The following is a 19,355-nucleotide window of genomic DNA, read 5'->3' as shown; positions in this document are numbered from 1 at the left end:
ATGGGAACTAGCTTACATAATTTATTAGTCGTAGAGGACAACCCTTTTATCGGTCAAAAAATAGTTGACGCCGTTAAAAAATTTAGCAGTATACAAACGGTATACAAATCTGAGACGATAGAAGAAGCTTTTGCTTTTTTAAAGAAAACCACATTAAAAAGAAAGTTTTTGTTTTCTCTACACATACCGAGCTTAAACAGGTTTGTTTAAAATATGGTGCGTATGCTTTTTTTGACAAAGCAACAGGCTTTGAAGAATTAATTAAAAGCCTTAGAAACGTTTAAAAAAAAACAACTAGCTATTTTTATTTTCTAATGCTCCAAATTTCAAATAAGGGAGCTCCTTTACTAGAAAAACCACTGTGGTTCCAATCACCATCTTTTAAACTATAATCAAAAGTCAAACTAGCTCCAACTCTAGAATTATCTTTAGAGAAGAACTCTATATTTTCTGTGTATTTACCGTCAATAGTTGTATAAGTTCCTCCTCCTGTACCCATGAATTTTTTAGTTTCTGTATTGTAGGCGATCCACTGAAAACGAGTTCCAGACAAAATTTTCATTGTTTTTCTAGGCTGATTGGTATCTCTAGATTGAATAACATCACCTGATTTTTTACCAGACATTAACCAGGCTCCAGCAAGAGCACCGGGCGCTCCATTGTCTATTCTTTTCCATCTCATAGGCATCCCTTCAATTTCCATTTCTGTATCTGAAAACCTTATAGCAAAGCTTAGCTGTTGACCAACACTTGCTGAATTGTCTGTATCAAACTCAACAGTTTCGGTTACAGTATTCCCATTCAATACCCACTTGCCTCCGTTTGTGCCCAAAAATTCACCTGTTTTTGCTTGGTACCAAGTGACCACCAGATATCTTTTAGAAAAAATAACAACTCCTTTAATGTGCTGACCTTCTTTTGTTGTAGTTTGAGTTTCCCATGCACCAAGTATACTTTGCGCATTTAACGGAACAAAACTCAAGAAGCAAAGTAGCACTACTATGTAATTTTTCATCTGACTAGATTTTAAATGTTGCTATTACGAGACTTTACTCGCCTTATTTATCTAAAATTTCTTTAATATTTGGTTTAAAGTAATTAGGCCCTTTTAATACTTTACCATCTTCTCTGTAAATGGGCTTTCCATCTTCTCCTAGCTTACTCATATTACTTCTTTGAATCTCGTTAAAAACGTCTTCTATTTTATCTTGCATTCCATGTTCTATAATGGTCCCACATAAAATGTACAACATATCGCCTAAGGCATCAGCAACCTCAACCAAATCGTTATTTTGGGCAGCCTCTAAATACTCTTCATTCTCTTCTTTCATTAAATTAAAACGCAACATATTACGATCTTCTCCAATATTTGCAGTGGGTGCATTTTTGATTCCTAATTTAAAGGCAGTATGAAAATCATGGACTGCAGCGATTCTTTTTTTCATGTTAAAAGGCTTGTTATTTTACAGATTGTTTGACTAATTAATTTGTATTTTTGCATAAAAATACGATTTTATGTTTAGTCAGGGTCAATTAATTTTTGCTGGTTTTTTTGTGGTTGCTTTTGTAATTGTGATGATTTGGAGCTATAGAAAGGATATTAAAAACCATAAAATCCACTACAAAAACACTGCTTTAAAAGTTGGTTTTTGGATGTTTGTAGCCATACTCCTTTTTAGCGCTATCCGCATCTACAGCAAAAGCTAATGACAAAAACAATCAGTTGTGTGATCATTGACCATCCCTGTTGCCTGCATAAAGGCATAGATAATGGTAGAGCCCACAAACTTAAAACCTCTTCTTTTTAAGTCTTTAGAAAGAGCATCAGAAATGGGTGTTGTTGCTGGAACTTCGCTGCGATCAGAAAAATGATTTACGATAGGTCTGTCTTGAACATAACTCCAAACATAGGTAGAAAACGAACCAAATTCTTTTTGAATTTCCATAAATAATTGGGCATTTACTACCGCAGCCTTTATTTTTAATCGGTTTCTAACGATACCCTCATTTAAGCGCAACTCCTCCATTTTATTAGCATCATAGGCTGCAATTTTACGATAGTCAAACTGATCAAAAGCAGCCCTAAAATTTTCTCTTTTTTTAAGGATCGTGATCCAGCTTAAACCTGCCTGAAAACTCTCTAAAACCAAAAACTCAAACAAGGTTTCATCATCGTAAACTGGCTTTCCCCACTCATTGTCATGATACGAAATATACAGCGGATCATTTGTAGACCAAAAACATCTTTTTTTCATTTAATAACTAATTTTAATGGGTTTGATAGCCTCTTGTCGTCCGTTGACAAACTGATGTTTGCCTGCACCGAAATAACCTGCTTCCTCTAACATAATCCGAATATCTTTTTGCCATTCTTTAACAGCGACTGTTACGTTTAACTCAATAGCATATACCGTGTTATTATGCAACGGATAATCACCATTGACAGGCACTCCATCTTGTGAATCCCACATGCCAATAGTGGTACCGGCACTGTGCCCGAAATTCCCTAAAGGATGTGAGTAAATTGACGGTTGTAATCCAACTGCTTTTGCTTTTTGTAACGAGGTTGCTAAGATTTGGTTTCCTGTTTTACCTGTTTGCATTTCTGAAGTTAAAATATCTTGTAGTTTGTTACCTTTAGAAAAAGCAGCAACTAAAAAATCTGGCACTTCTTTTTCTGCTTCCCCCAACACATAAGCATGCTGTTGACAATCGGTATTAAGCCCTAAGTAGCTAATTCCAAAATCGCAATGCAACAAATCTTGCGGCATAATAACTTGCTCATTTTCGCCCTTGCTAAAAGAGACAATATGCGATTGCAAAGGTTCTTTATTACGTTGAACATCTACTGTTGGATGAAACCAAGTCTCAAGGCCTAAGTCTGTAACTTTTTGACGCATCCACCAAACAACATCTTCTGTGGTTGTCTTACCGGGAGTAATAACTTTGGCTGAAAAAGCCTCATCAATAATTTCATGCGTAATTTTAACGAGCTTTTTATAAAGCTTCATCTCTTTTTCTGTACGCGTTTCTACCCATCCAATGGCTAGTTTCTCTGCAGAAACAAGCTTCTTTTGATTGGCCACAGACAAGCTAGCTTTAAATTCTTCAAAATCAGTTTTAACCAATCCGTCTGCCAGTGCAAAATACGTAGAACTGTTGATGCCTATCTTAGCTGGGTTTCGCTCTTCAATGATTCTATTTAAAGCAGCCCATTGGTTGGGTTCTTTTTCTTTATCCCATGCTGATTTAATATTATCTCCTACATTATACCTAGCAACAGCTAAGCGTTCTGATGTATTGGTTTGCGCATTTCTATAAAACACCAAAATGGTTCTTCTTCTTGCATTTAACCACTCCGAAGGCAACATGGTTTTTAACACAGGATCTTCATTGTACTCTCTAGAGATAACAACCCACATATCTATCCCAGAATCATCCATTAATTTTGGGAGCAGGTTTTCAAAACGATCCTTAATGAGATCATCTCTAAGCCTTGCTCGATCTCTTTCATTCAAAACTTCATAAGAAATTGTTTGCTCGGTAGTTTCTTGACAAGAAATTAGCAAAATAAAAAGAATGAAAACAGGTACTATTTTACGCATGGTTATTTTTTTTGATGGTGAAAATTAATGTTAAAACTCCAATAAACCTATGTTTTGTTAATTATTTTCACGATATTCACTTACTAAATAACTGATAATGAACTCGCTAAAAACCTATTTCTTTCTTGCAATAAGTAGTCTTTTAATTGCTAGCTGTGGATCTTATACGCAAAAGAAAAGCACCAATATTAAGGAAGAGCCAGTGGTCATTGCCAACGATAGCCTAGAGTATCAAATCATAATTATAGACCAGGGTTTTACCAATTATCTAAAATCTATTGCTAGACCTATGAATTTTTATTCACAGAACTTTTTAGAAAGTAAAAACAAATTCTATGTAATAGAATGGAACAATCGTGCTCGTAACCCCACAAGATACAATGCAAATATTTATGAGAATATAATAGACTATGAATCTAATATCAATTACGGTTTAGAAGTAAATTACAAGCTCTATTGGTATTTTAAATTTGCAGAGCAAAAATACCGGATGAAATTAAATTAATTTCTGATAGCTTATAAAGCTGTAATCGTGTGGGTTTTTTTCATCTGCCATACAATCTTCTCTTGCCACTACACGCCACTCAGTAAGGTCAATTTCTGGAAAATAAGCATCTGCCTCAAAACTTTCATGAACTCTGGTAATGTCTAGTTGATCAACCAAATCAGACGCCATGGCTTCTTTGTAAATTTGCGCACCTCCGATGATAAAAATATGACTATCTGCTTTTGCAAACTCTAAAGCTTCTTGCAGGCTATGAACCACTTTACATCCATCAGCTGTGTAGTCTTTATTTCTGGTAATGATTACAGTGGTTCTATTAGGCAAAGGCTTGCCGATAGACTCAAAAGTATTTCTTCCCATTAGGATATGATGCCCAGAGGTTACTTTTTTAAATCGCTGTAAATCAGCTGGCAAATGCCAAATTAAATCGTTATCCTTGCCTAAGGCATTGTTATCTGCGATGGCAGCTATAATGATAGTTTTACTCATACTGTCTTGTTAAATCAATAGTAATTAAAGGCTCAAAAGTAACCGGAACAATATATTTAATCGCAACGGGTTGAGAATTTTTTTGAGCTGGAGTCATTCTTTTAATCTCTTTAATAGCTCTAACCGCTGCTGCTTTTACCGCTTTGGTTTCTCCCTTAACTCTTAAAATTTCTATGCTTCCGTCTTTTTTTATTAAAAACTCTACATGCACTTTTCTCAGAACGTCATTACTTCTAACAATATCAACATTTCTTATTACCTGGTAAAATAAGTTTTTCTTGAAGTTCTCTTTACTAGATAAAGAATCGACTAGTTTTAATTTTGGAAGCAAAGGAGCAACATCAACTTCTGAGAGTGTGTATACTTTTGTTGCATCGCTTTCTTGTCCAAAAACAGTACACATCCCAAAAAACAACAAAAAAAACAATACTTTCATAGCAAAATATTATACGGCTACTTTTCCTTTGATATGAGGATGCGGATCATAGTTAACCAATTCAAAGTCTTCAAATTTAAAATCAAAAATACTGGTCACTTCTGGATTGATTTTCATCGTCGGTAATGGGCGTAGATCTCTAGACAATTGCAATTCTAATTGCTCTATATGATTGTTATAAATATGAGCATCACCAAAAGTATGAATAAAATCTCCAGCCTGACAACCACAAACCTGAGCGATCATCATGGTAAATAATGCATAGCTAGCAATATTAAAAGGCACACCTAAAAAAATGTCTGCACTGCGTTGGTACAACTGACAAGATAGTTTTCCATCGGCTACATAAAATTGAAAAAATGCATGACATGGAGGTAAAGCTGCTTTGCCATTGGCTACGTTTTCTGAAAACGAAACACTGGTATCTGGCAAGACACTGGGGTTCCATGCAGACACAAGCATTCTCCTACTATTTGGGTTGTTTTTTAAAGTGGCAATTACCTCTTCTAGCTGATCAATATCATCAGAGTTCCAGTTGCGCCATTGATGCCCGTAAACAGGTCCTAAATCACCATTCTCATCAGCCCAATCGTTCCAGATACGAACCCCGTTTTCTTGTAAATATTTAATATTCGTATCTCCTTTTATAAACCACAACAGTTCATAAACAATCGATTTAAGATGTAATTTTTTTGTGGTAACCATCGGAAAACCTTTGCTTAAATCAAAGCGCATTTGATGTCCAAAAACACTTTTGGTCCCTGTACCCGTTCTATCTCCTTTTTCATTTCCGTTCTCTAGAACATGGCTTACTAAATCTAAATACTGCTTCATCGTTGGTTTCTATGTTTGATCTGGACTTCTTACTGTGCTTTTTATAAAATAAAAGCTACATGTTGTAAAAATATAAAAAGCTTCAATGATTTACATTGAAGCTTTAGAATATTCTATTAAAAGTTATTAACGATTTTTAATAAAAACGCTTTTACTTTTTAAGGTAATTTTATCCGATAATCATCCCTGCGATTGCTGCAGACATTAAAGAAGCGATGGTTCCTCCGATTAGCGCTTTCATTCCAAATTCAGAAAGTGTTTTTCGTTGTCCAGGAGCAATAGATCCTATTCCGCCTATCTGAATTCCGATAGAGGCAAAATTAGCAAACCCACATAGCATATAGGTAGCCATGATAATCGATTTATTATAATTTAGGTGAATGATATTGGTCATGTCTTTTAGTTCGGCCAATTGAATATAGCCCACAAACTCACTTGCTGCCAACTTGATTCCTAGCAATTGCCCCATCATAGTCATGTCTTCACTTGCTACCCCTATCAACCACATCAATGGCGCAAAAAGATAACCTAGTATAAACTCTAAAGACAAACTAGAATAAGCCGTATTTGCAGCCAACCATTCATTTAAGCTGGTGATGTCTCCAACCCAACCTAAAATTCCGTTAAGCATGGCTATAAAAGCCACAAAAACCAATAACATAGCCCCGACGTTTACAGCCAATCTCAAACCTTCAGTTGTCCCATTTGCTATAGCGTCTAATACATTTGATCCAATCTTTTCTGAAGAGACATGGACATCACTATTTACTTTTTCTGTTTGTGGATATAAAATTTTAGAAACTACAATAGCACCAGGTGCTGCCATCACAGAAGCTGCTAATAAATGCTTTGCAAACTGCAATCTTAGCACAGGGTCATCGCCTCCCAAAAAGCCTATATAAGCCGCCAAAACAGCTCCAGCTACAGTAGCCATACCACCGATCATCACCAAAAGCATTTCAGACTTATTCATCTTTTCTAAATATGCCTTAATTAATAAAGGCGCTTCTGTTTGTCCTAAAAACACATTTCCGGCAACAGACAAACTTTCTGCTCCAGATATCTTTAAAAACTTAGTCATTATCATTGCCATCAATGAGACAACTTTTTGGATAATTCCTAAATAAAACAACAAAGAAGTTAAGGCTGAAAAGAAAATAATGGTTGGCAATACCTGAAAAGCAAAGATAAATCCAAACTTATCCATATCCATAACCAAGCCTTCAAATAAAAACTTACTCCCTGCTCGGGTAAAGTCTAAGACACTGACAAATAGACCTCCTATCCATTCAAAAATTCGTTGTACAAAGGGTATTTTTAAGACTCCTATTGCAATTAATAATTGCAATGAAAGCCCAATCCCAACGGTTTTCCAATCAATTCCTTTTTTATTGCTTGAAAACAAAAAAGCAATAAACAATAAAGAAACCATTCCTAAGAGTCCTCTCCATAAATTTGAAAAAGAAAACCCTTGACTTGGTATAATTTGTTTGGTTGATTGCTCTTGAACACTAGCATTTTTTTCTGTTGTTTCAGCCGCAAAAGACAGTGATTCATTAGTCAGCTTTTCTACAGAATTTGATTCCGAAACTAAAATCGTATACGCAAAATTGTTGCTTTTAGTGCTTTTAATTGTCGTTGCTTGAGCAAACAAGGTACTTAAACAAAACACTAAGATTAGATATTTTTTCATAAAACGGGATATTGATTTAAGAGCGCTTGTTAATTTCGTCTCTTATTTTTGCAGCTAATTCGTAATCTTCATTTGCAATTGCATCGTCTAATTCTTGATGTAATTCTTTTAGACTCTTCTCTACAAAAGGTTCTTCTGATGACTCGTTTAGTATTTCTGACATCAAATCATCAGAATCAAACTCAGGCCCTTCTATTGATAAATCTTCTTCTATCTTAAGATAAATTCCTGCCTTTTCTAAAATTGATTCATAGGTGTAAATCGGAGCATCAAAACGCACAGCTAAAGCAATAGCGTCTGATGTTCGGGTATCGATCACTTCTTGTTTGCCATCACGCTCAGAAATCAAGCTAGAAAAAAAGACACCATCTACCAATTTATGGATGATTACTTTAGTTACTTTAATTTGGTAACGATCTGCAAAAGTTTTAAACAAATCATGTGTTAGTGGTCTAGGAGGTCTAATTTCTTTTTCTAAGGCAATCGCAATTGACTGCGCTTCAAAAGCACCTATAATTATAGGTAAAGTTCTTTTGCCTTTAATTTCATTCAACACCAATGCATAAGCACCTGTTTGAGTTTGGCTGTAAGAGATTCCTTTGATGGTTAATTGTATCAAATTCATTGTGTATCAATCGTCATAAAAAATAAAAAGGCTGTTTATATTTTAGCTTTTACCAAAAGACAAACAGCCCTTTTCTGGGCACAATTTACTAAAAAAACACTTGCTTTTTAGTTTCTCTTAAAAGAAAATAAAAAAGAAAATCTGTTTTAGCGATTGAAATTCGTTTACGCAGTAAACCTTATGATTGTTTAAAAACTTTTAATTTTTCTATCAAGGCTGGTACTACTTCAAATGCATCACCTACAATTCCATAATCTGCTGCCTTAAAGAAAGGAGCTTCTGGATCGGTATTAATAACCACTTTAACCTTTGATGCGTTGATTCCTGCCAAATGCTGAATAGCACCCGAGATTCCAATAGCAATATACAAGTTAGACGCAACCGGTTTTCCGGTTTGCCCTACGTGCTCACTATGAGGTCTCCATCCTAAATCAGATACGGGTTTAGAACATGCAGTTGCAGCTCCTAAAACATCAGCCAATTCTTCTATCATTCCCCAGTTTTCTGGACCTTTTAATCCACGACCTGCAGAAACAACGATATCTGCATCAGCAATACTCACTTTTCCTTTTGCTCTATCTACGCTTACAGACTTCACTCCAAAATCAGCATCAGAAAGAGCTGGCTCAAAAGCTTCTGTAGTTCCACTCACTGGATTTTCATGAACCCCAAATGAATTCTTAGAAACTCCAACAATTTTATTATCTGTTGCAATTACTGTATTGTTAAACGCTTTGCTTGAAAAAGATTTTCTTTTTACTGTAAATGGGCTAGTGCTACTTGGTAATGCTACAGCATTAGATGCATAACCTGCTTCCATTTTTACTGCAAGCATTGGTGCTAAATACAAACCATCAATACTAGAGTCTATAATAACAACATTTGACGATTCTTTTTGAGCAACCTGATTAATTACAGACGCATAGGCTTTCCCATTAAAGTTTGCTAATGAATCATTACTAACAGTAATTACTTTTTCTGCTCCATAAGCATATAAGTCTTGAGGGCTTTCTGCATTGATGCTAAGCACAACCATAGAACTCCCTAATTGCTCTGCTACTTTTTTTCCGTATGAAACGACTTCAAAAGCAGACTTTTTATATTTTCCTTCCGATGTATCGGCAAAAACTAAAACTGACATATTTTATTAAGATTTTTTTCCAAACAATTAAATTTTGGGTTTGTTAGTGTCTTTATTCTGATAAGCCTTAAATAACTTTGGCTTCATTGTGTAACAAGCTAATTAACTCATCAATTTGATCTGCAGCGACTAACTTAACCGCTCCCTTAGCAGCTGGCTTTTCAAAAGAAGCAGCACTTGTTGCAGCGGCAGCAGAAATACCTGCTACAACAGCTAAAGGTTTCTTTCTAGCCATCATAATCCCTCTCATATTTGGGATGCGCAAATCTTTTTCTTCTACCAATCCTTTTTGACCGGCTACCACTAATGGCAATGAAGTGCTTAATTTTTCGCTTCCACCATCAATTTCTCTGGTTAAAGAAACAGCTGTGCCATCAATTTCCATTCCTACACAACCGTTTACAAAATTATAATCCGTTAAACTTGCCAACATTCCTGGCACCATACCACCATTATAATCAATAGATTCTCTACCTGCTAAGACCAAATCATATGCCCCTTCTTTAACAACCGCAGCTAATTCTTTAGCAACTGCTAATCCATCAGTTGCCTCAACATCAACTCTAATGGCATCATCAGCACCAATAGCAAGCGCTTTTCTAAGTGTAGGCTCAGTGCTTGCATTTCCTACATTCACTACAGTAACTGTAGCACCTTGTTTTTCTTTAAACCACATGGCTCTTGTCAAACAAAATTCATCGTAAGGATTAATAACAAACTGAACTCCATTGGTATCAAACTTTGTATCGTTATCTGCAAAGTTGATTTTTGAAGTGGTATCAGGTACGTGGCTAATACAAACTAATATTTTCATATACTTCTATTTTTATTCTATTTGTAATTTTCTTGGCTACGAATTTATGACTTTTTTTTCTATATTACTATGCGTGCATAGTAAATTTTTAATTCACAAAAACAAAAAAAGCCACAAAAGCAAATCTTTCTAATCTACAAAGCAATTTTTTTCTTTTAAATTTTCATATTTTTGCCTTTCAATATCTTTAAGAAGTAAAATACAGAATGAAAACAGTTCAGTTTAGAGAAGCTATTTGCGAAGCGATGAGCGAGGAAATGCGTACCGACGAAAGCATTTATTTAATTGGTGAAGAAGTTGCAGAGTATAATGGAGCCTACAAGGCTTCTAAAGGAATGCTAGATGAGTTTGGTGCAAAACGTGTTATTGATGCTCCGATTGCCGAATTAGGCTTTGGAGGGATTGCCGTTGGATCTGCCATGAATGGCAATAGACCAATTGTAGAATATATGACCTTTAACTTTGCATTGGTAGGAATCGATCAGATTATCAACAATGCAGCAAAAATAAGACAAATGTCGGGTGGTCAATTTAATTGCCCAATCGTATTTCGTGGTCCTACAGCTTCTGCTGGCCAGTTAGCCGCAACCCACTCTCAAGCATTTGAAAACTGGTTTGCAAATTGTCCTGGTTTAAAAGTAGTGGTACCATCAAATCCTTATGATGCAAAAGGCTTATTAAAAGCAGCTATACGCGATAATGATCCTGTTATTTTTATGGAATCAGAGCAAATGTATGGTGATAAAATGGAGATTCCAGAAGGCGAGTATATTATTCCTATTGGAGTCGCTGATATTAAAAGAGCTGGAACCGACGTAACAATAGTTTCATTTGGTAAAATCATAAAGGAAGCCTATATTGCGGCAGATGAGTTGGCTAAGGAAAACATTTCAGTAGAAATTATTGATTTGAGAACCGTAAGACCAATGGATGAAAATGCAATTATTGAATCAGTCAAAAAAACCAATCGCTTGGTTATTTTAGAAGAAGCATGGCCTTTTGGAAGTGTTAGTTCTGAAATTACGTATAGAGTTCAAGACTTAGCATTTGATTACTTGGATGCACCAATAAAAAGAATTACGACTGCAGATACCCCTGCCCCATATTCTCCGGTGTTATTAGAAGAGTGGTTACCAAATTCATCTGATGTTATAAAAGCTGTTAAAGAAGTATTGTATCTGTAATATGAAAACAAAATAAAACAAAAATCCTTTTTTATAGTTAATGTAATTATAGAAAAGGATTTTTTTATGCTATGAAATTTAGTTTTTCTCTTATCTGTTTATTTTTAAGTTGTGCTAGTTTTGCTCAGCTTAAATTGTCAGGTGTGGTAGTTGACCAAAATAATCAACCCTTACCCTTTGTAAATGTATATATAGAAAACACCACAGAAGGTGATGTGACCAATGAAAACGGTCTATTTTCATTTATCACCACAAAAAAAAGAGGAAACTTAGAGATTTCCTTTATGGGGTACACCGCTCAGTCAATTCGATTTACAGCAAAGAAGAATCAGTTTTCTATAATGCTTGTAGAAGAAAGCAATCAATTGGATGAAATTATTATTGTTTCAAAGCCCAAGAAAAGACTTCGAAAAAAAGAAAACCCCGCCTATCGTATTTTAAAAGAAGTTTGGAAGCGAAAAAAAACCAATGGTTTAAAATTATTTGACGCTTATCAATACACCACGCAAAAAACGACTGAAATTGGCCTAAACAATTTAGATACCTTATTTCTCAAAAAAGTATTTACAGATAAAACAGACAATACCATAACGCGTTTGCCTGTTGATAACAATGGAATTAACTTCTACATTCCATTGTTTATGAGTGAAGATGTTATTGAAGTTTACGGAAACAATATATTAAATAAAGAAAGAGAAGTCATCATCGCCGAAAAAAGCGAAGGCGTTAATAAGAACGGTTTTATATTTGACCGAATGGCAAATACCTTTAATGATATTGACATTTTTAACAACTCTATAGAACTCTTAAAAAAATCATTTGTTAGCCCAATATCTAGTGCTGGTTTTGACTCGTATGATTATGTGCTTCACGACAGCTTGGTTGTTGACGATAAAAAATTCTACTCTATTTATTTTTTTCCTAGAAGAAATGGCGATTTAGCCTTTGAAGGAAATATGGTTATTGCAGATAAGAATTTTTCGATTTCAAAAATTAAAATGAAGGTCAACAAAGAAATTAATTTAAACTTTGTGAGAGGCGTTTCTTTTGAAAAAGAATTTTTTGTCAAAGATGACAGCATCTACTTGCCAAAAAAAGACAAATACATGGGGGATTTTGTCTTTGTCGATAAAGACGATTCAAACAAAGGCTTGACCATCAAAAAGACCCTGTTGTATTCTGATTATGTGTTTGACAAAGCACTTGATAACAAATTTTACGATACTGAAGTTATTCGTTATAAGCCCAATCAGTTTGAGCAAGATCAGGCCTACTGGGATTCAATCAATACATCAACAGATAAAAAAAGCACCTACACCTTAATAGATGATGTAAAGAACAATAAAAAAATAAAACAAATTTCTGGCATCTTAAATACACTCTCAACAGGGTATATTAACCTTGTCCCTGGAATACAGTTAGGGCAGTATTGGAACACAGTTGTTGGTAATAGTGTAGAGGGAACAAAACTAAAACTAGGTTTTAGAACTTTTAAATCTGATGATGATCGATTTAGATTGAGTGGTTTTGTGGGGTACGGAATTAAAGACAAACGCTTTAAATTTGGTACAGAAGCAAAATATTTAATTTCATACAAACCAAGAATTGCGGTTGGAGCAGCTTATTTATATGATGTAGAGCAACTAGGTGCCAAACTATTAAATACCAATAGACTAAACGCCAATGTTTTTGACCCAAACGCCTTGTTTTCTAGAGGAGAAAATTACTTCTTGTCTTTTGTAAACAAAAGCGTTGTGAAGTTTGATATTGAAGCTAAGAAAAATTTACACGTTGGGTTTTCTATTGCCCACACAAAAATAAGCTCAGCAAGTCCTTCTGAGTTCTCCATAGATTATGTCAATGAGTTTGGAGGCATCTCTTCTAGAGTTACAGATGTGAGTACTGATTTGTATTTGGCTTACACTCCAGGAAGATTTGAATATGGTTTTGGTGTAGAGCAAAAAATGGGTAGAAACCTATACCCTTCTTTGGTAATCAATTATAAAAGAGGGTATAAAAATTTCCTAGACGGTGATTTTAACTACGATAAGATTCAGATAAAATACAGTCAACCAATTATACTTGGTAAGATTGGAATATTAGTAACCACTGCAGAAGTCGGAAAAACCTTTGGCACAGTTCCTATCGCTTTGTTAAGTCCTGTCCCTGCCAATCAAACTTACTGGCTTACAAAGAATACCTTTTCTTTGATGAATTATTATGATTATGTAACTGACAGTTATGTTTACGGAGATGCAGAACATCATTTTAATGGTTTTATTTTAAATAGAATCCCGTTAATAAATCGCTTAAAACTTCGAAGTATCATTTCTTTTAAAGGAGTCTACGGGACCATCTCTGATGAAAACATAGCTATCAACAGATCAAACATATCCTATGCAGCTCCAAGCAACAAATTATACTATGAATACGGCTTTGGATTTGAAAATATTGGCTACAAAGACATTCGTCCATTACGTGTAGATTTCCTTTGGAGAGGAGATCATACTAGCGTAAATGGCTTACCCTCACCTAAATTTGCAGTCCGCGTCGGAATAAAAGCAGGGTTTTAATTAAAAAATTACCTTGTTTTCTAGTAGAAAAACGTCAAAATATCACTACTTTTGTCCTCCGAAAAAAGAATCTAAAAAGACATAATTAATATGACGGCAAAAGAAAGAAAGACTTTTGATGTATTGATAGAGATACCAAAAGGAAGCAGAAATAAATACGAATACGATTTTGACTTACATAAAATCCGTTTCGACAGAATGCTTTTTTCTTCTATGATGTATCCAGCAGACTACGGTTTTATACCAGAAACCTTAGCTTTAGATGGAGATCCTTTAGATGTTTTAGTTTTAGGTACAGAACCAACATTCCCAATGTGTGTAATGGAAGTTAAACCTATTGGTGTTTTCCATATGGCTGATGAAAAAGGTCCGGATGAGAAAATTATTTGTGTACCAGTATCAGATCCTATTTGGAACGAGTTAAATGACTTGTCTGATATGAATCCTCACCAAGTAAAAGAAATCACTCACTTTTTTCAAGTTTACAAAGATTTAGAAAAGAAAAAAGTAGATGTTGGAGGTTGGGGAGATGCTAATGAAGCATACCAAATTGTAGACAAATGTATTGAGCGTTATATGCAAAGTGAACATAAAAAAAACGGCAATTTTACCATCTAAAAATTTGTTTTTTTAAAAAATATAATAAAAGCCTTACAATGAAAATTGTAAGGCTTTTTGTTTCTCGCTGATTTTGTTATATTTACAGATATTAACTACTAATCAAAACAATAAAATATGGAATCAATGATGATTTATATGCCATTAGTTATGGCAGCTTTGGGATTAATTTATATGGTCATAAAGAAATCTTGGGTATTAAAACAAGATGCGGGTGATGGAAAAATGAAGGAGATCGCAGATCATATCTACGAAGGTGCATTGGCATTCTTAAATGCAGAATACCGACTGCTCGCCATATTTGTAATAATAGTAAGTATAGCTTTGGCAACCGTATCATTTATTGTACCAACCACACATTGGTTAATCGTAATCGCTTTTATATTTGGAGCCCTCTTTTCTGCTTGGGCAGGAAACATGGGAATGAAAATTGCCACTAAGACCAATGTAAGAACTACGCAGGCTGCAAAAACTAGCTTGCCAAATGCTTTAAAAGTTTCTTTTGGAGGTGGTACCGTTATGGGTCTTGGTGTTGCAGGTTTAGCCGTTTTAGGTTTGACCGCATTTTTTATCATTTTCTTCCAGTTTTTTATGGAAGGAAGTTGGACATCAACAGCAGACATGACTATCGTTTTAGAAACCCTAGCAGGTTTTTCTTTAGGAGCAGAATCAATTGCTTTATTTGCTCGTGTTGGTGGAGGTATCTACACCAAGGCCGCAGATGTTGGAGCTGATTTAGTTGGTAAAGTAGAAGCTGGGATCCCAGAAGATGATCCTCGTAACCCTGCAACGATTGCAGATAATGTTGGAGACAATGTTGGAGATGTTGCCGGAATGGGTGCTGATTTATTTGGTTCTTATGTTGCAACCGTTTTGGCTGCAATGGTTTTAGGAAACTATGTTATTAAAGATATGGGGGGAAGTATTTCCGATGCATTTGGTGGCATAGGTCCTATCTTATTGCCTATGGCGATTGCTGGTGTAGGAATTATCATTTCTATTATCGGAACCATGTTGGTAAAAATAAAGAGCAACGATGCTAAAGAATCTCAAGTAATGGGTGCTTTAAACATCGGTAACTGGACATCCATTGTTTTGGTAGCCATCTCTTGTTACGCATTGGTAACTTGGATGTTGCCAGAAACAATGAAAATGGAGTTTTTTGGTGAAGGATTGCAAGACATCTCTTCTATGCGTGTCTTCTATGCAACCTTAGTTGGTTTGGTCGTTGGTGCTGTAATTTCATCGGTGACAGAATATTATACAGGACTTGGAAAAAGCCCTATTTTAAAAATTGTACAACAATCTAGTACAGGTGCAGGAACCAATATTATTGCTGGTTTAGCTACCGGGATGATTTCTACATTCCCTTCTGTGCTGCTATTTGCTGGTGCCATTTGGGCTTCGTATGCATTTGCAGGATTTTATGGAGTTGCATTAGCAGCTTCTGCGATGATGGCAACTACTGCTATGCAATTGGCTATCGACGCCTTTGGACCAATTTCTGACAACGCAGGAGGTATTGCAGAAATGAGTGAACAAGAACCTATCGTTAGAGAGCGTACAGATATTTTAGACTCTGTTGGTAATACAACAGCTGCAACAGGGAAAGGTTTTGCTATTGCATCTGCTGCATTAACCTCATTGGCTTTATTTGCTGCCTATGTAACCTTTACAGGAATTGACGGAATTAACATCTTTAAAGCACCTGTTTTAGCCATGCTATTTGTTGGAGGAATGGTGCCTGTAGTATTTTCTGCCTTGGCTATGAATGCCGTTGGAAAAGCAGCCATGGAAATGGTTCAAGAAGTACGTAGACAATTTAGAGACATTCCAGGAATTATGGAAGGTACCGGAAAACCAGAATACGACAAATGTGTTGCTATTTCTACAGAGGCTTCATTAAAACAAATGATGCTTCCTGGATTATTAACTATTGGGTTCCCATTAGCCATTGCATTTGTTCCGATGATTTTTGGAATGGATCCTTTGGCGATTGCAGAGATGTTAGGTGGTTATATGGCCGGAGTTACTGTTAGTGGTGTACTTTGGGCAATTTTCCAGAACAATGCTGGAGGTGCTTGGGACAATGCTAAGAAATCTTTTGAAGCAGGTGTAGAGATTAATGGCGAAATGACTTACAAAGGATCTGAGGCACATAAAGCTGCTGTTACCGGTGATACTGTAGGTGATCCTTTTAAGGATACTTCTGGCCCTTCTATGAATATTTTAATCAAGCTTACTTGTTTAATTGGATTGGTGATCGCTCCTATTTTAGGAGGACATACTTCTGATGAAAAAGCTGTTTTAGTCACACAAGAAGTGAACACAACAAACACAGTTGAATTTACAACAAACAAACAAGTTGATTATCAATTAGAGTATCAAGATGGTCTTACCATTGCTACAGTAACTATTACGAGTACTACAAATGGAGCAACCACAACCAGCACTCAAAAAATAAAAGGAACAAAAGCTGAGGTAAGTCAAAAGATTAATGAACTAATTGAAGATAATATTGGCAAAGAAGCTTCTCTAGAAAGAGAAAAAATATTAAAAGTGAACAAGATTTACTAATGATAGTTACTAAAAAAACACCTCAATGAGGTGTTTTTTTACTTTAAAATACGTTCAATTTTGCAAAAAAAAAGCTACTAAGTAATTAGTAGCTTTTTTTATTTTTATAAGAGACCTATACCAAAGGACCTCCATTCATTATTTCTTCATTTGCATAATCTTCATACTTAGCAAAGTTTTTTCTAAATGAATTTGCTAGCTCTGTAGCTTTTACATCATAAGCTGCTTTGTCTGCCCAAGTATCTTTTGGATTTAATACCTCATTAGGTACATTTTCACAATTAGTAGGCATTTCTAAGCCAAAAATTGGATGTTTTACAAATGTAGCATTGTCCATGTTTCCTTCTAATACCTCAGTAATCATAGCACGCGTGTATTTTAATTTCATTCGGCTTCCTGTACCGTAAGAACCACCAGTCCATCCAGTATTGATCAACCAAACATTAACACCCGCATCTTTCATTTTTTTACTCAACATCTCAGCATAACGCGTTGGATGCAAAGGCATAAAAGGCGCTCCAAAACAAGCAGAAAAACTTGGCGTTGGCTCGTTAATCCCTTCTTCTGTCCCGGCAACCTTTGCAGTATAACCAGAGATAAAGTGGTAAGCAGCTTGACCTGGAGTCAATTTAGATATTGGAGGTAACACACCAAAAGCATCTGCTGTTAAAAAGAAAATGTTTTTAGGGTTTTTACCAATAGAACCCGGTTGAATATTATCAATATGATAAATTGGGTAACTTACTCTTGTATTTTGTGTGATAGACGTATCTTCAAAATCAACAGAACCATCTTTTTTAAACACTACGTTCTCTAAGATTGCTCCTTTTTTAATTGCTTTAAAAATGTCTGGTTCTTTTTCTTCAGTTAGGTCAATTACTTTTGCATAACAACCTCCTTCAAAATTAAATACGGTATTGTCTTTTGTCCATCCGTGCTCATCATCACCAATTAATCTTCTTTCTGGATCTGCAGACAAGGTTGTTTTCCCTGTACCTGACAAACCAAAGAAGATTGCAGTATCATCATTTTTACCAACGTTTGCAGAACAGTGCATTGGCAATGTTTCTTTAAAAACAGGAAGCACAAAGTTTAATGCAGAGAAAATCCCTTTTTTAATTTCTCCTGTATATCCTGTTCCACCAATTAAAACAATTTTTTTAGAAAAGTTTAAAATGGCAAAATTTTGTTGACGTGTTCCATCAACTTCTGGATCTGCTTGAAAGTTTGTAGCAGCGATTAAGGTCCACTCTGCAGTAAAGTTTTCTAACTCTTCTTCTGTAGGTCTTAAAAACATGTTGTGAGCAAATAAATTACTCGATGGAATTTCTGTGATGACCTTAATGTTAGTTCTGTAATCTTTGTCTGCACAGACATAACTGTCTCTGACAAAAAGTTCTTTTTCAGAAAGATAGTCTGTTACTTTGTTGTATAGTTTGTCAAATTTATCAGCATCAAAAGGAATGTTGATGTCTCCCCACCAAACTTCATCTTTTGTTACATCGTCCATTACGATAAAACGATCCTTTGGAGAACGTCCTGTAAATTTTCCAGTATTAATTGCTAATGCTCCCGTGTTAGCCTCAACTCCTTGCCCTTTTTCAATTGTAATTGCATGCAATTCATCAGAACTTAAGTTGTAACGAACGGTCGCGTTTGATATTCCTAAATTTTCTAACGAAATCGATTTCGAATTAAGATTTACCATGTTTAATTTTTAAGTTATTTATTTAGTTGTGTTAAATAAGAAAGAACAAAAGTACAGATATTTTTGACAATCAATTAATCATTTCTGTTTTTTTATCACTTAGTTTTTTCACTGCTTTTCAAGAAAGTAAATGCCATTAAAGTCCAGCCTGCAATAAAGAGTAACCCTCCTAGCGGAGTTACAAACCAAATACTTTTAGCAGAAACACCTGCTAACTGGATTGCATAAATAGAACCTGAAAAAGCAAGAATCCCTAAAAAAAACAAATTGCTTATTTGCTTTCTTCTAGCCTCAGAAAATCCAGAATAGCTATTGACAAATAATAAAACGAGTACATGATAAAACTGGTATCGAACGGCAGTTTCAAAACTGCTTAAGCCATCAACTGTTAATATCTCTTTTAATGCGTGTGCTCCAAAGGCCCCTAATGCAATGGTTAGCACTCCTAGTATTGCTGTAATTGTTAAATTTTTATGCATTTTATCAAATTTTGTTAAATTTTAAACATTTTAATAATGGATTCTGTATCTTAGCTTTGCTGTTCTTCACAAAG

General features: G+C 35.2%; 20 protein-coding genes. 7 read left to right on the top strand and 13 right to left on the bottom strand.

Features of this window, described 5'->3' with window-relative positions; translation table 11 throughout:
* Complete coding sequence (locus WHC90_RS10550) at positions 1-210, top strand: hypothetical protein (protein WP_188598429.1); 210 nt, start codon at positions 1-3, stop codon at positions 208-210.
* A 94-nt stretch (positions 211-304) separates the two neighbouring features.
* Here WHC90_RS10550 and WHC90_RS10545 read toward each other — a convergent pair whose 3' ends face one another.
* Together WHC90_RS10545 and WHC90_RS10540 are read right to left on the bottom strand one after the other, a co-directional pair.
* Positions 305-1,015, bottom strand: coding sequence for a membrane or secreted protein (locus tag WHC90_RS10545; protein ID WP_188598428.1), 711 nt, complete (start codon positions 1,013-1,015; stop codon positions 305-307).
* A gap of 43 nt (positions 1,016-1,058) precedes the next feature.
* Positions 1,059-1,445 (bottom strand): nucleoside triphosphate pyrophosphohydrolase family protein, encoded by a 387-nt coding sequence (locus tag WHC90_RS10540; RefSeq protein ID WP_188598427.1) that lies wholly within the window; start codon positions 1,443-1,445, stop codon positions 1,059-1,061.
* Positions 1,446-1,515: 70 nt separating this feature from the next.
* On the opposite strand from WHC90_RS10540, the gene WHC90_RS10535 reads away from it, so the two are divergent.
* Positions 1,516-1,707: a hypothetical protein gene (locus WHC90_RS10535; protein ID WP_188598426.1), complete on the top strand. Its 192-nt coding sequence runs from the start codon at positions 1,516-1,518 to the stop codon at positions 1,705-1,707.
* Here the strand turns inward: WHC90_RS10535 and WHC90_RS10530 are convergent.
* Together WHC90_RS10530 and WHC90_RS10525 are read right to left on the bottom strand one after the other, a co-directional pair.
* A complete protein-coding gene (locus tag WHC90_RS10530; RefSeq protein WP_188598425.1) occupies positions 1,704-2,255 on the bottom strand; it encodes a DNA-3-methyladenine glycosylase I in 552 nt (183 codons plus the stop codon). The genes WHC90_RS10535 and WHC90_RS10530 overlap by 4 nt on opposite strands.
* Entirely contained in the window at positions 2,256-3,605 is a 1,350-nt protein-coding gene (locus WHC90_RS10525; protein WP_188598424.1) for a M24 family metallopeptidase, read from the bottom strand.
* Positions 3,606-3,702: 97 nt separating this feature from the next.
* On the opposite strand from WHC90_RS10525, the gene WHC90_RS10520 reads away from it, so the two are divergent.
* The gene (locus tag WHC90_RS10520) at positions 3,703-4,110 is read left to right on the top strand and encodes a DUF6146 family protein (RefSeq protein WP_188598423.1); all 408 of its coding nucleotides are present in this window, start codon (positions 3,703-3,705) and stop codon (positions 4,108-4,110) included.
* Here WHC90_RS10520 and WHC90_RS10515 read toward each other — a convergent pair.
* From WHC90_RS10515 to WHC90_RS10485, 7 genes are all read right to left on the bottom strand, one after another.
* Entirely contained in the window at positions 4,102-4,599 is a 498-nt protein-coding gene (locus tag WHC90_RS10515) for a dihydrofolate reductase (RefSeq protein ID WP_188598422.1), read from the bottom strand. The two genes, WHC90_RS10520 and WHC90_RS10515, sit on opposite strands and share 9 nt — an antisense overlap.
* Positions 4,592-5,035, bottom strand: coding sequence for an energy transducer TonB (locus tag WHC90_RS10510; protein ID WP_188598421.1), 444 nt, complete (start codon positions 5,033-5,035; stop codon positions 4,592-4,594). Before WHC90_RS10510 ends, WHC90_RS10515 begins: the two co-directional genes overlap by 8 nt.
* A 9-nt stretch (positions 5,036-5,044) precedes the next feature.
* Positions 5,045-5,869 (bottom strand): thymidylate synthase, encoded by an 825-nt coding sequence (locus tag WHC90_RS10505; protein WP_188598420.1) that lies wholly within the window; start codon positions 5,867-5,869, stop codon positions 5,045-5,047.
* A 169-nt stretch (positions 5,870-6,038) separates the two neighbouring features.
* The gene (locus WHC90_RS10500) at positions 6,039-7,562 is read right to left on the bottom strand and encodes a NupC/NupG family nucleoside CNT transporter (RefSeq protein WP_188598419.1); all 1,524 of its coding nucleotides are present in this window, start codon (positions 7,560-7,562) and stop codon (positions 6,039-6,041) included.
* A gap of 16 nt (positions 7,563-7,578) precedes the next feature.
* On the bottom strand, positions 7,579-8,187 hold the full coding sequence (locus tag WHC90_RS10495) for a bifunctional nuclease family protein (protein ID WP_188598418.1): 609 nt from the start codon (positions 8,185-8,187) through the stop codon (positions 7,579-7,581).
* Between the two features lie 178 nt (positions 8,188-8,365).
* Positions 8,366-9,328, bottom strand: a complete 963-nt coding sequence (locus WHC90_RS10490; protein ID WP_188598417.1) for an electron transfer flavoprotein subunit alpha/FixB family protein — start codon at positions 9,326-9,328, stop codon at positions 8,366-8,368.
* Between the two features lie 67 nt (positions 9,329-9,395).
* Complete coding sequence (locus tag WHC90_RS10485; protein WP_188598416.1) at positions 9,396-10,142, bottom strand: electron transfer flavoprotein subunit beta/FixA family protein; 747 nt, start codon at positions 10,140-10,142, stop codon at positions 9,396-9,398.
* Positions 10,143-10,348: 206 nt separating this feature from the next.
* Here WHC90_RS10485 and WHC90_RS10480 point away from each other — a divergent pair, with 206 nt between their 5' ends.
* From WHC90_RS10480 to WHC90_RS10465, 4 genes are all read left to right on the top strand, one after another.
* Positions 10,349-11,326: a pyruvate dehydrogenase complex E1 component subunit beta gene (locus tag WHC90_RS10480; RefSeq protein ID WP_188598415.1), complete on the top strand. Its 978-nt coding sequence runs from the start codon at positions 10,349-10,351 to the stop codon at positions 11,324-11,326.
* Between the two features lie 71 nt (positions 11,327-11,397).
* Positions 11,398-13,899, top strand: a complete 2,502-nt coding sequence (locus tag WHC90_RS10475) for a DUF5686 and carboxypeptidase-like regulatory domain-containing protein (protein WP_188598414.1) — start codon at positions 11,398-11,400, stop codon at positions 13,897-13,899.
* A gap of 90 nt (positions 13,900-13,989) precedes the next feature.
* Entirely contained in the window at positions 13,990-14,517 is a 528-nt protein-coding gene (locus WHC90_RS10470) for an inorganic diphosphatase (RefSeq protein WP_188598413.1), read from the top strand.
* 117 nt (positions 14,518-14,634) lie between these two features.
* A complete protein-coding gene (locus WHC90_RS10465; protein ID WP_188598412.1) occupies positions 14,635-17,094 on the top strand; it encodes a sodium-translocating pyrophosphatase in 2,460 nt (819 codons plus the stop codon).
* Positions 17,095-17,209: 115 nt separating this feature from the next.
* Here WHC90_RS10465 and pckA read toward each other — a convergent pair whose 3' ends face one another.
* Together pckA and WHC90_RS10455 are read right to left on the bottom strand one after the other, a co-directional pair.
* On the bottom strand, positions 17,210-18,802 hold the full coding sequence (gene pckA, locus WHC90_RS10460) for a phosphoenolpyruvate carboxykinase (ATP) (RefSeq protein ID WP_188598411.1): 1,593 nt from the start codon (positions 18,800-18,802) through the stop codon (positions 17,210-17,212).
* Positions 18,803-18,897: 95 nt separating this feature from the next.
* The gene (locus WHC90_RS10455) at positions 18,898-19,281 is read right to left on the bottom strand and encodes a DUF423 domain-containing protein (protein ID WP_188598410.1); all 384 of its coding nucleotides are present in this window, start codon (positions 19,279-19,281) and stop codon (positions 18,898-18,900) included.
* Positions 19,282-19,355 lie beyond the last annotated feature (74 nt).

This window comes from Polaribacter pacificus, from assembly GCF_038024035.1.
Lineage (GTDB): Bacteria > Bacteroidota > Bacteroidia > Flavobacteriales > Flavobacteriaceae > Polaribacter > Polaribacter pacificus.
The sequence above is the reverse complement of the archived record's forward strand: the minus strand, read 5'-3'. Positions and strand labels throughout refer to the sequence as shown.